14 protein-coding genes are annotated in these 12,571 nt (G+C 66.9%); 1 reads left to right on the forward strand and 13 read right to left on the reverse strand.

The annotated features are described in order from the left end of the window. Nucleotides 1-71: 71 nt before the first annotated feature. Both DOL89_RS07530 and DOL89_RS07535 read right to left on the reverse strand, forming a co-directional pair. Nucleotides 72-641, reverse strand: a complete 570-nt coding sequence (locus DOL89_RS07530; protein ID WP_119678579.1) for a YceD family protein — start codon at nt 639-641, stop codon at nt 72-74. Between the two features lie 3 nt (nt 642-644). Continuing rightward, nucleotides 645-1,196: a ubiquinol-cytochrome C chaperone family protein gene (locus DOL89_RS07535; RefSeq protein ID WP_119678580.1), complete on the reverse strand. Its 552-nt coding sequence runs from the start codon at nt 1,194-1,196 to the stop codon at nt 645-647. 215 nt (nt 1,197-1,411) lie between these two features. Between DOL89_RS07535 and DOL89_RS07540 the strand changes: the two genes are divergently transcribed. Further along, nucleotides 1,412-1,861, forward strand: coding sequence for an outer membrane protein assembly factor BamE (locus tag DOL89_RS07540; protein WP_119678581.1), 450 nt, complete (start codon nt 1,412-1,414; stop codon nt 1,859-1,861). A 78-nt stretch (nt 1,862-1,939) separates the two neighbouring features. Here the strand turns inward: DOL89_RS07540 and DOL89_RS07545 are convergent, their stop codons facing one another. From DOL89_RS07545 to rpiB, 11 genes are all read right to left on the reverse strand, one after another. Next, nucleotides 1,940-4,066, reverse strand: a complete 2,127-nt coding sequence (locus tag DOL89_RS07545; RefSeq protein WP_119678582.1) for a sodium-translocating pyrophosphatase — start codon at nt 4,064-4,066, stop codon at nt 1,940-1,942. 215 nt (nt 4,067-4,281) lie between these two features. Next, on the reverse strand, nt 4,282-4,743 hold the full coding sequence (locus tag DOL89_RS07550) for a flagellar basal body-associated FliL family protein (protein WP_119678583.1): 462 nt from the start codon (nt 4,741-4,743) through the stop codon (nt 4,282-4,284). 100 nt (nt 4,744-4,843) lie between these two features. Then, complete coding sequence (thiL, locus tag DOL89_RS07555) at nt 4,844-5,878, reverse strand: thiamine-phosphate kinase (RefSeq protein WP_119678584.1); 1,035 nt, start codon at nt 5,876-5,878, stop codon at nt 4,844-4,846. Continuing rightward, nucleotides 5,875-6,414 carry a transcription antitermination factor NusB gene (nusB, locus tag DOL89_RS07560; RefSeq protein ID WP_119678585.1) on the reverse strand — a complete coding sequence of 180 codons (540 nt, stop codon included), beginning with the start codon at nt 6,412-6,414 and terminating at the stop codon, nt 5,875-5,877. Before nusB ends, thiL begins: the two co-directional genes overlap by 4 nt. A 22-nt stretch (nt 6,415-6,436) precedes the next feature. Beyond that, nucleotides 6,437-6,901 carry a 6,7-dimethyl-8-ribityllumazine synthase gene (locus DOL89_RS07565; protein WP_119678586.1) on the reverse strand — a complete coding sequence of 155 codons (465 nt, stop codon included), beginning with the start codon at nt 6,899-6,901 and terminating at the stop codon, nt 6,437-6,439. 12 nt (nt 6,902-6,913) lie between these two features. Beyond that, complete coding sequence (ribB, locus tag DOL89_RS07570; protein WP_119678587.1) at nt 6,914-8,074, reverse strand: 3,4-dihydroxy-2-butanone-4-phosphate synthase; 1,161 nt, start codon at nt 8,072-8,074, stop codon at nt 6,914-6,916. After that, complete coding sequence (locus DOL89_RS07575) at nt 8,071-8,676, reverse strand: riboflavin synthase (protein ID WP_119678588.1); 606 nt, start codon at nt 8,674-8,676, stop codon at nt 8,071-8,073. Before DOL89_RS07575 ends, ribB begins: the two co-directional genes overlap by 4 nt. A gap of 82 nt (nt 8,677-8,758) precedes the next feature. After that, nucleotides 8,759-9,895: a bifunctional diaminohydroxyphosphoribosylaminopyrimidine deaminase/5-amino-6-(5-phosphoribosylamino)uracil reductase RibD gene (ribD, locus tag DOL89_RS07580; RefSeq protein ID WP_225889941.1), complete on the reverse strand. Its 1,137-nt coding sequence runs from the start codon at nt 9,893-9,895 to the stop codon at nt 8,759-8,761. Between the two features lie 8 nt (nt 9,896-9,903). Continuing rightward, a complete protein-coding gene (gene nrdR, locus DOL89_RS07585; RefSeq protein ID WP_119678590.1) occupies nt 9,904-10,374 on the reverse strand; it encodes a transcriptional regulator NrdR in 471 nt (156 codons plus the stop codon). Between the two features lie 31 nt (nt 10,375-10,405). Continuing rightward, entirely contained in the window at nt 10,406-11,695 is a 1,290-nt protein-coding gene (glyA, locus tag DOL89_RS07590; RefSeq protein WP_119678591.1) for a serine hydroxymethyltransferase, read from the reverse strand. Nucleotides 11,696-11,741: 46 nt separating this feature from the next. After that, on the reverse strand, nt 11,742-12,188 hold the full coding sequence (rpiB, locus tag DOL89_RS07595; protein ID WP_119678592.1) for a ribose 5-phosphate isomerase B: 447 nt from the start codon (nt 12,186-12,188) through the stop codon (nt 11,742-11,744). Nucleotides 12,189-12,571 lie beyond the last annotated feature (383 nt).

Below are 12,571 nucleotides of genomic sequence, written 5' to 3' on the forward strand. Positions count from 1 at the left end.
CCGAAGGGCCGCCCGGACAGGAGCGCTTGAATACTGGAAAAGCCCAGCGCTCGCAAGCGTGAATGCCGTATTTAGGTCGGGCGCTTCAGCGATGCAAGCTTTGCAAAAGGGTTGGGCCTCTCCGGTTCGCGGGCATCCTCCTCATAAGGATCGTCGATCTCCTCGAAGGAGACGCCGGGCTTGCGCGGATAAGGGTCGAGAGCCAGGGAGAGGTGCTGGGCGGCCAACTCGCCGATATCGATGGAGCCATTGTCCATCGCCTCGGGAATATCCGATTCCGTCCCGCCGGAGAAGGTGACCTCGACCTCCTCATCCTCCTCGTCGGGCACCAGATGGTCGGGCGCGAACAGCGCCTCGAAGCTGTCGTTCACATGGGCCGGAACGGGCTCCAGAGTCACGACGCAGCTCTGCACCACATCGGCCTCGATCTCGCCGGTCACCCGGACATACTCGCCGCGCACCCGGCGCAGCTTCACGCGCGCCGTCAGCTTGTCAATGGAGACAAGATCCAGCCGGCGGGCCAGGGCCGCCCGCTCCTGCGCGTCGGCCACGATCTCCTGTCCAGTGCCGCTGGTCGATACCGTGTCGGCAATGATCCGGCGGGAGAATTCAGGCGCCGGCGCCCGCATTTCATGTTTCATCTCTCACTCCTCCCAGGCTTGGGGGGCGGGACCGAAAGTCACGCGCCCCTTCAACAGCCCGTCCGCGGGTTCGGCATCCAGTGCCGCAGCCTCCCGCCTCACATACTCGACCATGGCGGCCACATGACGAGGTTCCGGCAGGGTGGAGCCGAAGAGATTGCGGTCCAGCGCTGCTTCCAACGCCCCTTGGGCCGCACCAGGCGACACCCCGTCCTCATAAGCCTTCACCCGCCCGTAGAAATGGGTGGCCAGCTCCTTGACCTTGTCGCCCACCTTCAGGTCGCTTACCCCGGCCTCCCGCAGGTTCAGGTCCAGGTCCGCGAACATGAAGTCGAAGAGCGCCTGGTTGAACTCCGCCGCCCCTCGCCCTTCCCGGGACAGCCGCCGCATGACCAGCCAGGCATGCAGAGCGATCAGTTCGAACCTGCCTTCGATGGTGTCCGGTACGCCGACGCCTGTGAAAAAGGACTCGCTGCGTGCCTGTGCCACGATGCGGCCATAGAGTTCGGCAACGGTGCGCTGGTTTGATGAGCGCCGGAACAGTCGGTTCAGCACGGGTCGCGATCCAGGTGGTTGCCGGGGTGGGCAGTCGTTGACAGGCAGTGGACCCCGGTGCAATGTCACGGCCCAGATGGGGGCCGGGTCCGCCCCCGTCAAGCGTGCCGACCTTGGGACGTCGGGGATCGGACGTCAAGACCGGCGCGGTCCCGGCAGATTGCCGGCCCAAGGCGCAGGACAACCCTACAGCAACCAGAGCTTCGCGACCGTTCATGCCGAAATTCACCGCCCCGCTGCTCGCGACCGGCCTGCTTGCCATCGCCCTTGCCGGCTGCTCGCCCATCCAGGCCACGCGCGGCAACATCGCCACCGACCAGAGACTGGCCCAGATCGAACCCGGCGTGACCTCCCGCGTGCAGGTCCAGTACGCGCTCGGCACGCCGACCGCGACGGGCACAGTGGACGACAAGACCTGGTACTATATCGGCTTCCGGACGGCGCAGACCGCCTTCTTCGAGCCGGAGATCACCAGCCAGCGCATCGTCAAGGTGCGCTTCAACGATGAAGGCATCGTCGAGACGGTGGAGGAGATCGACGGCAGCCAGGCGCGCCATGTCGATCCCGTGGACCGCTCCACCCCCACCGCCGGCCGTGAGGTCACCTTCGTGGAGCAGTTGCTGGGCAATGTGAACCGCTCCAGCAAGAAAAAGGAAGAGAAGTAGGTATCTTCCGTCCTGGATGAAATTCGAAGGCCCCGGAGCGCGCCGCTCCGGGGCCTTCGTCATTTCCGGCTCTCCCGCTCAGGAATGGGCCAGGATCGCCAGCAGCAGCAGGGCGACGATGTTGGTGATCTTGATCATCGGATTGACCGCCGGGCCGGCGGTGTCCTTGTAGGGGTCGCCGACCGTGTCGCCGGTCACCGCCGCCTTATGGGCGTCGGAGCCCTTGCCGCCGAAATGCCCCTCCTCGATGTACTTCTTGGCATTGTCCCAGGCGCCGCCGCCCGAGGTCATCGAGATGGCGACGAAAAGTCCGGTGACGATGACTCCCAGCAGCATCGCCCCGACGGCGGAGAACGCCGCTCCCTTCCCCGCGATCAGAAGCACGACGAAGTAGACGACCACCGGCGCCAGCACCGGCAGCATGGAGGGGATGATCATCTCCTTGATCGCCGCCCGGGTCAGCATGTCCACCGCCCGGCCATAGTCCGGTTTGCTGGTCCCGGCCATGATGCCGGGATTCTCGCGGAACTGCCGCCGCACCTCCTCCACCACCGAGCCGGCTGCTCTGCCCACGGCGGTCATGCCCATGGCCCCGAACAGATAGGGCAGCAGACCGCCGATGATCAGCCCGACGACGACGAAGGGGTTTGCGAGGCTGAAATCGAGCTGGAAGCCAGTGAAGTAGGGATACTCCTCTGGCCGGGCCATGAAGTACTTCAGATCCTCGTTATAGGCTGCGAACAGCACCAGCGCACCAAGACCCGCGGAGCCGATGGCATAGCCCTTGGTCACGGCTTTGGTCGTGTTGCCGACGGCGTCCAGCGCGTCGGTCGTGACCCGCACCTCCTTGGGCAGGTCCGCCATCTCCGCGATGCCGCCGCCATTGTCCGTCACCGGCCCGTAGGCATCGAGCGCCACCACCATTCCGGCCAGGGCCAGCATGCTGGTCACGGCGATGGCAATGCCGAACAGGCCCGCCAACAGGTACGTCGCAATGATCGCCCCGCAGATCACCAGGGCCGGCAGGGCCGTGGATTCCATGGAGACCGCCAGCCCCTGGATCACATTGGTGCCGTGTCCCGTCCTCGAGGCTTCAGCGACCGACCTCACCGGACGGTATTCGGTGCCTGTGTAATATTCCGTGATCCAGACGATCAGTCCCGTCACCACCAGCCCGATGACGGCGCACAGGAACAATCCGGTCCCGGTGAAAGTGACCCCGGCATCGGACGTGAAGGCGCTGCCGAACCCGTCGGGCAGGACCCAGAGCGTCATCAGGCCGATTCCCACCAGCGAAAGCACGCCCGTGGCGATGAAGCCCTTGTAGAGGGCGCCCATGATGCTGTTGTTCGCACCGAGCTTCACGAAGTAGGTGCCGATGATCGAGGTGATGATGCAGATGCCGCCGATCGCCAGCGGATAGATCATCAGCGAATTCATCGCGTCGGCCTGGGCGCCGAAGAAAATGCTGGCCAGGACCATGGTCGCCACCACCGTGACGGCATAGGTCTCGAACAGATCGGCCGCCATGCCGGCGCAGTCGCCGACATTGTCGCCGACATTGTCCGCGATGACCGCCGGATTCCGGGGGTCGTCCTCCGGAATTCCAGCCTCCACCTTGCCGACCAGATCGGCGCCGACGTCAGCGCCCTTGGTGAAGATGCCGCCGCCCAGGCGGGCGAAGATCGAGATCAGGGAGGCGCCGAACCCGAGTGCGACCAACGCATCCACCATTCCGCGGCCGCTCACTCCCAAGGCCAGAAGCAGCACGTAGTAGCCGGCCACCGCTAGCAGGGCGAGACCAGCGACCAGCATGCCGGTCACCGCGCCCGCCCGGAACGCGATGGACAGGCCGTGGGCCAGCCCCTGCCGCGCCCCCTCGGCCGTCCTGACATTGGCGCGGACGGAGATGTTCATGCCGATATAACCGGCCGCCCCGGACAGAACCGCACCAATGATGAAGCCTATGGCGACGTAGAAGCCCAGCAATATTCCGACGATGACGGCGATCACGGCGCCGACGATTCCGATGGTCGTGTACTGCCGGTTCAGATAAGCATTTGCGCCGATCTGAATGGCGCGGGCGATTTCCTGCATCCGCATATTGCCGGCGCTGGCCGCAAGCACTGAACGCGCCGTGAAGATCCCGTAGACAATGGCGAGTACGCCACATCCCAGGACGAACAGAAGAACTCCCTGGTGCATGTCGCTTCCTACCCTGTTCGGGGCGCCGGGGATTATTGTTTGTCCCGCGAAGGCGGTCCGACGCCGGTTTGATCCCGTCAGGATGCCAGCCGTCAAACTCCATGGCAATCCAAGGGCGAATCGCCGGCGGGGTACGTCCGGCATCCGTCCACGGACGCGAAAGAGTGGGAAATGGAAACAGGGCGACGGAGGCCGGCGTCGCCGCTCCCCGACGGTCACATGGCCGGGCGCTGGGTAACCGCCTGGATCAGCACGTCCCAGACCACGCCGACCCCGAGAACCTCCTCCGAGGCGGCCATCAGCTTGTCCCGGATCGCATTCACGTTGACGAGCTGGCCCTGCATCACGTCGCCGGCCTCGATGTCGCCGTAGAGCGCCCGCAGGAAGGCGTCGTTCAAACGCGGCGTCAGTTGGCGCACCGACTCCCGCGTTGCATCCCCGTACACCTCCAGCGACACCTGCAGCAAGATGTTCTGCTCCACCCGTTTGTCACGGATCACAGGCAGGACCAGGGGACCGATACTCACGAAGGTCGGCACCCCCGTGGGCTTTACCGGAAGCTGTGGCTCATCGCTCTCGGCAACCTCCTCATGCTTCGGCCCGAACAGCACATAGCCGCCGACTCCGGCGCCGATCAGCACCATGAGGGCAAGGACGAGGAGGATGATCTTTTTCATGAGGCCGCAGCCGCCCGCATCCGTGCTGGGTAATACGGTTGGAGTATAAGCCAGTCCCAGCCTTGGCGCGACGTGTTTGCGTGCGATCCGACGCGACCGCTCAGAAGTGGCGCCAGCCGCCGGCTCCAAGGTCCAGGGGGATGCCGGCGCGGTCCAGCACCTGGACGCCCCGCCCTGCCGCCACCCGGCCGATTGCGGTGACAGGCACGCCTACGGCGGCAGAGGATTCCACGATCTGCTCCCGCGCATCCGCCGGGGCGGTGAAGGCCACTTCGTAATCGTCACCGCCGGTCAGGATGTCGGCCAGCAGTCCGGGCCAGTTCCCGAGATGCTCCGCCGCGGCACTGGAGATCGGCACCTGCGCCGCCTCGACCACCAGCCCGACCCCGCTCGCCTGCGCCAGATGGCCCAGGTCTGCGACCAGCCCGTCGGATACGTCCAGGGCCGCCGTCGCGTGTTCCAGCAGCATCGACGCCAGGGCCAGCCGGGGCTCCGGCCGGCGGAGACGGGCGATCAGGACCTCGTCGGATCGGAAATCCGCTGTCCGCTCCAGCTGTCCCAACGCCAGCAGAAGGCCCAGCGCCGCATCCCCGATCGTTCCGCTGACGAAAAGAAGGTCTCCCGCCTTGGCCCCGGCCCGGCGGACCATGCGGCCGGCAGGCACGGTGCCGAGTGCGCTGATGGTGAGATTCATCGGGCCTGGGGTGGAGACGCTGTCGCCGCCGAGCAACCCGATGCCCCAGCGGCGCTGCGCCGCCTCCAGCCCCTGGGTGAAGCTTGCCAGCCAGCTTTCCGACTGGTCCTTGGGCAGGCTGGTGACCAGGCTGTATCCCAGCGGCCGGGCACCCTTGGCTGCCAGATCGGAGAGGTTCACGGCCAGCAGCTTGTGGGCGATGTCGGCGGGCGGGTCGCTGGGCAGGAAATGGACGCCGGCCACCATGGCGTCGGTGGTGACGACAAGCTGGCTGTCCGCCGGCACATCCAGCACCGCTGCATCGTCCGTCAGGCCGAAGGCTCCGGGCACGCCCTCGGCCAGCGGCTTCAGGTAACGTTCGATGCGCCCGAATTCCCCAAGCGCGCCATCGGGCCGGGAACCGGGATTGGAACCGGGCGGGGTATCCCCCGCCCCGGTCACGGCTGCTCCCCGCGGGGGGGCATCTCCGCACTCCGAAGCGTGCGGGCCAGACGGTCCAGGACGCCGTTCACCATGCCCGGCTCCTTGCCAGCAAAGAAGGCGTGGGTCACGTCGATATAATCGTTGATGATGATGTGGGGAGCCGTCTCCGGCTTCTCCATCAGCTCGAACACGCCGGCACAGAGAATCCAGCGCAGCACGGTCTCGATCCGGTCGAACTGCCACTGGCCGGTCAGAGCGCCCCGCAGCACGCTCTCGATGTCCGCCCGGCGGGCCATGACGCCGCGCACGATGTCGGCGAAGAGCTGGGCGTCAGCCGTCACCAGCGTGTCGCCGTCATGCTCATGCCCGATGCGGTAGCGCACGAATTCGCCGATGGCGACTTCCGTCGGCGTGCTTCCCATCTCGATCTGATACAGCGCCTGGACTGCGGCAAGACGGGCGGAGCTGCGCCGTGCCTTTACGGAGCCGGTCTGCTTCGGCCTGGGCGGCTCCTTCGGCACAACCGGATCGGGGGTCTTCTTGGCGCGGGGCATCGGCTCTACTCGCAGGTAACGGTCAGCGGTCGTGCAGGCGGAACTGGCGCTTCAGCTCGATCATGTCAAGGCAGGCGCGGGCAGCGCCGCCCCCCTTGTTCTTCTTGTCCACGGAGGCACGGGCCCAGGCCTGCTCTCCGTTTTCCACGGTCAGGATGCCGTTTCCGATGGCCAGGGTGTGCCGCAGGGCCAGATCCTGCAGCCCGCGGGCGCTTTCCCCACAGACATAGTCGTAATGGGTGGTCTCGCCCCGGATCACGCAACCCAGCGCCACGTAACCGTCGAAGCGGCGGCGGCCGGAGTAGAAATCCATGGACTTCACCGCGAACTGGATCGCCGCCGGGATCTCATAGGCGCCGGGAACGGAAAAGCGCTCATAGGTGGCGCCCGCCTTTTCCAGCTCCGCGATGGCGCCGCGGACCAGCTCGTCGGCGATGTCCTCGTAGAAGCGGGCTTCCACGATCATGATATGGGGCCGTTCGGCCATAGCCCGTCTCCTTCAGTCCTTCGTGCCGGCAAGGCCGGTGGGTATGGCGCGCTGGCCGACAATGGTCAAGCCATAGCCCTCCAGCCCAACCACGGTCTTCCGCGTATTGGTCAGCAGCACCATCTCGCCAACGCCGAGGTCGGTCAGGATCTGTGCCCCGACGCCGTAGTCGCGCAGTTCCCCCTGGGGCAGCCCGCCATCCTGGTCCAGCGTGCGCAGACGGTCGGACAGGGAGAAGGGCTGCGCATCGCGCAAAATCACGACGACGCCGCGCCCTTCCCGCTCGATCTCGCGCATCGCGACTTCCAGGTCGCCGCCCGGCCCGCGCCTCGTGTCGCCCAGCAGGTCCTTGACGATGTCCAGCGCATGCATGCGCACCAGCGGCGGCGGGCCGCCCCGCACATCGCCCTTCACCAGCGCCAGATGCTCGGCCCCGCTGACGCGGTTGCGGTAGACGATCATGTCAAAGCCGCCGCCGAAATGGCTGTCCAGCCGCGTCCGGTACATGCGCTCGATCAGGGTCTCGGTGCGGCGGCGGTGCGCGATCAGGTCGGCGATGGTGCCGATCTTCAGGCCGTGCAACTGGGCGAACTGGATCAGGTCCGGCAAGCGGGCCATGGTGCCGTCATCGTTCATGATCTCGCAGATCACGCCGGCCGGCAGCATCCCCGCCATCCGCGCGATGTCCACCGACGCCTCGGTATGCCCCGCGCGGACCAGCACCCCGCCGTCGCGGGCCAGCAGCGGGAAGATATGGCCGGGCGTCACGATGTCGGCCGGATCGGTCTTGGGATCGATGGCGACCTGGATGGTGCGGGCCCGGTCGGCGGCGGAGATGCCGGTGGTCACCCCCTCCCGCGCCTCGATGGACACGGTGAAGGCGGTCTGATGACGGGTGCCGTTCTGCTGCGCCATGAGCGGCAGGCGCAGACGTTCGATCTGCTGGCTGTCCATGGCAAGGCAGATCAGGCCGCGGCCGTACTTGGCCATGAAGTTGATGGCTTCGGGAGTCGCCGCCTGGGCCGGGATGACCAGATCCCCCTCGTTCTCCCGGTCCTCGTCATCGACCAGGATGAACATGCGGCCCTGCCGGGCCTCTTCGATCAGCTCCTCCGGCGAGGAGAGGACGAGCCGGTCCTCCGGCGGCAGGCGGGTGTCGTCGGCGGGGCTCATGCATGCTTCTCCGAAATACGGGCGCCCAACATGCGCTCCACATAGCGGGCCAGCATGTCGACTTCCAAATTCATCCGATCACCCGGCTTCAGGGTACCGAAGCTGGTCTTCTCGGCCGTGTGCGGAATGATGTTCACGCCGAACACGGCCCCCTCGACCTCGTTCACGGTGAGCGAGACGCCGTCCAGCGCGACCGAGCCCTTCGGCGCGATGAAGCGAGCCAGATGCTCCGGCGCGTGGAAGGTCCAGCGGTGGCTGCCCCCCTCCGGCTTCACGCCCAGCACCTCGAGCACGCCATCCACATGCCCATAGACCAGGTGACCGCCCAGCTCGTCGCCGAAGCGCAGGGAACGCTCCAGATTGACCGGCGTGCCGACGGTCCAGCTGCCCACGGTGGTCTTGGACAGCGTCTCCCCCGACACATCCACGGCGAAGCGGTCCGGTCCCTTCTCCACCACCGTCAGGCAGACGCCATTGCAGGCGATGGAGGCGCCAAGCTCGACCGTATCCATGTCGAAGCGCGTCTCGATGGTCAGCCGGGTATCGCCCCGCTGCTCCACGGCGGCCACACGGCCGACATCTGTGATCAGTCCTGTGAACATGGCCGTAAACTAGGTCGCCGGATGGAAAGTTGCGAGAGCCATTTGCGTGCGCTCCGCGCATGGCCGGGCACGCGGGAAAGTGTCAGACCCGGCGCAGGCTCTCCAGCACGTCGGGTCCTACGGCGCGCAGGGCCGTCCGCTTGAAGCGCGGGGCGCGGGCCAGCTCCGTGATGCCGAAGCCCTGGGCCGCAGGCAACCCGTCGCCGCCCACGACCACGCCGGCCCGGAACCATTCCAGCCGGTCCACCAGATCGTCCCGCAGCACCGAAGCGGCGAGCCGGGCGCCGCCCTCCGCCAGAACCCTGGTGATTCCCCGCGCAGCGAGCGCGACCAGCGCGCCGCCGGCCATCAGCTCGCCGGCGGATGTTGGCTCCACCTCGATCACCTCGGCCCCGCACTGCTCGATGGCTTCACGGCGCAGGGGATCGCAGCCATCTTTCAAGGTCACGATCCAGGTCGGCACCTCGCGCGCCGTGCGGATCAGGCGACCCGTGAGCGGCAGGCGGAGCCGACTGTCCACCACAACCCGAACCGGTGACCGCCCCTCCAGCCCAGGTAGACGGCAGGTCAGGTCCGGATCGTCGGCCAGCGCCGTTCCGATTCCGACCATGATGGCATCGTGCCGGGCACGCAGCCCGTGGCCCCAGCTCCGCGCCATCTCCCCTGTGATCCACTTGCTCTCGCCGGTGCGGGTGGCGATGCGGCCGTCCAGGGTGGTGGCAAGCTTCAGGGTCAGCATGGGCCGACGATCGCGGATGCGGCGGAAGAAGCCCTCGTTCAGCTCCGCCGCCTCTTCCATCAGAAGCCCGGTCTCCACCCGGATGCCGGCGGACCTCAATCGCTCCAGCCCGCTGCCATGGACCCGCGGGTCGGGGTCCTGGCAGGCGACGACGACCCGCGCCACGCCGGCCGCCATCAGCGCCTCGGTGCAGGGCGGGGTCTTGCCGTGGTGATTGCAGGGTTCCAGGCTGACATAGACTGTCGCGCCGCGGGCCAACTCGCCTGCCTGTGCCAGGGCGATGGTCTCGCCATGCGGCCGTCCCCCCTTGCCGGTGGCGCCGCGGCCGACCACGCGCCCATCCCTGACGATGACGCACCCGACCGACGGGTTGGGCCAGACCTGGCCCAACCCGCGCGCAGCCAGGGAAAGGGCCGCCCCCATATGGGCGCGGTCCTCATCAGTGAATGCGGCTGGTGGCGCTGCTGTGGGAGAGGCCATTGCCGGCCTCAATCCGCATCCGCGTCCACGTCCGAACGCAGCGTCTCGACGAACTGGTTGAAGTCCGCGACCTCGCGGAAGTCCTTATAGACCGAGGCGTAGCGGATGTAGGCGACCTTGTCCAAGGCCGCCAGATGGTTCATCACCATCTCGCCCACCTGCTTGGACGGGATTTCCGTCTCGCCGGAGGATTCGAGCTGGCGGACCAGGGAGTTCACGACCCGGTCGATGCGGTCGGCATCCACCGGGCGCTTGCGGAGCGCGATGCGCATGGAGCGCAGCACCTTCTCCCGGTCGAAGGGCTCCCGCGCTCCGCCGCTCTTTACCACGGTCAGCTCGCGGAGCTGAACCCGCTCGAAGGTCGTGAAGCGGGCCCCGCAGGCGGGGCAGAAGCGGCGCCGCCGGATGGCCGAGTTGTCCTCGGTCGGCCGGCTGTCCTTCACCTGGGTATCGTCATTCCCACAGAACGGGCACCGCATGCTGCCTCCCCTTCCCCGCTTGTTCTTGTTGTCAGAGCGTGGGGTAGATCGGGAAGCGGCTGCACAGTTCGCGCACCCGCTCCCGCACCCGCTGCTCGGCGGCGCTGTTGTCGCCGTTGGACTTGGACAGCGCGTCCAGCACTTCCACGATCATGTCGCCGACCTGCGTGAACTCCTCCACGCCGAAGCCGCGGGTGGTCGCCGCCGGGCTGCCCAGACGCACGCCGCTGGTGACGAAGGGCTTTTCCGGGTCGAACGGCACGCCGTTCTTGTTGCAGGTCATGCCGGCGTGCTCCAGGCTCGCCTCGGCCGCCTTGCCGGTCAGCTTCTTGGGCCGGAGATCGACCAGCACGATGTGGCTATCGGTGCCGCCGGACACCACGTCCAGCCCGCCGGCCAGCATGCGCGACGCCAGCGCCTGGGCATTGTCCACCACCTGCTGGGCATAGCGCTTGAAGTCGGGCCGAAGCGCCTCGCCGAAGGCCACGGCCTTGCCGGCGATCACATGCATCAGCGGGCCGCCCTGCAGGCCAGGGAAGACGGCGCTGTTGAACTTCTTGCCCAGGTCGGGATCGTTGGACAGGATCATGCCGCCGCGCGGGCCGCGCAGGGTCTTGTGCGTGGTGGTGGTCACCACATGGGCATGCTGGATCGGGCTGGGATAAATCCCGGCCGCGACCAGCCCCGCATAGTGGGCCATGTCGACCATGAGATACGCGCCGACCTCGTCCGCGATCTGGCGGAAGCGGGCGAAGTCGATCTTCCGCGGATAGGCGGAGCCGCCGGCGATGATCAGCTTCGGCTTGTGGGTCCGCGCCTTCTCCGCCACCTCGTCGTAATTGATCAAGTGGTCGTCGCGGTTCACGCCATAGCTGACCACGTTGAACCACTTGCCGGACTGGTTGGCGGGAGCGCCATGGGTCAGGTGGCCGCCGGCCGCCAGATCCATGCCCATGAAGGTGTCGCCCGGCTGCAGCAGGGCCATGAACACGGCCTGGTTCGCCTGTGCGCCGGAATGCGGCTGCACATTGACGTAGGTGCAGCCGAAGAGCTGCTTCGCCCGCTCGATGGCGAGCGTCTCCGCCTCGTCCACGAACTCGCAGCCGCCGTAGTAGCGCTTGCCCGGATAGCCCTCGGCGTACTTGTTGGTCAGCACCGAGCCCTGGGCCTCGAGCACGGCGCGGGAAACGATGTTCTCCGACGCGATCAGCTCGATCTGGTCCTGCTGGCGGCGAAGTTCCCGACCGATGGCGCCGAACAGTTCCGGATCGGCATCGGCCAGGCTGTCGGCGAAGAAACGGGAGCCCTGATGATGGTCCATGGCAAAAATCCTCCAGGCTCTGCGGCCTTGCTTCAATCGGCGGGCGTCAGCACAGCTTGGCGACGCGCCGGGCGTGGCGGCCGCCCGCGAACGGCGTGGCCAGGAAAGTGGTGACGCAATCGCGGGCGATCTCCGCACCGGTGGTCCGCGCGCCCAGCACGATCACATTGGCGTCATTGTGCTCCCGGCACAGGCGCGCGGTCGTCGCGTCGTGGCACAGGGCCGCACGCACATGGCGGTGACGGTTGGCCGCAATGCTAATGCCGATGCCGGACCCGCAGATCAGCACGCCCCTGGCCGCCCGGCCGTCCTTCAGAGCGGCGGCCAGCGCATCGGCAAAATCCGGATAGTCCACGCTGTCCCTGGAGTGCGGGCCGAGGTCCAGGACCGTATGACCGGCCTCCTCCATCATGGCGCGTAGTTCCGCCTTCATCTCTAGGCCGGCATGGTCGGAGGCGATGACGATGGGGCCGGCGGCTTGTTCGCTGTTCATTGGCCTGATCTGTCCCGTGCCGATAAGTAAACCGCGATGTATTTCCCAGGTAACGCCTGGGACGGGCGGCGCACGCGGCACCACCCCTCGCTGGGCCGGACCCTACCAGATGATGTGGTCCGGTGCCAGTTCCCGCACCATACCGCATCGCAGGGCGGCCTTGCCCGAGGCGCGCAACTCTCCCAGCCGGTATTTCTGCAATTGGACCGCCCTCCAGTCCGGCGAGTCCTTGTCCCGGCGAGTCGGCAGTCGTGCATGGAAGACTGAAGTTTGCCGCTGCGCTTTCAGGTTGACCGAAAGTCAAGTTACCACTGGCGGGCGAGCTATATCCAGGTACGAGCCGCCACAAAACATCGATCTCCTCACTAGAGTCCGCTGCTGAA

Origin of the sequence: Indioceanicola profundi (genome assembly GCF_003568845.1) — a bacterium.
GTDB lineage: Bacteria > Pseudomonadota > Alphaproteobacteria > Azospirillales > Azospirillaceae > Indioceanicola > Indioceanicola profundi.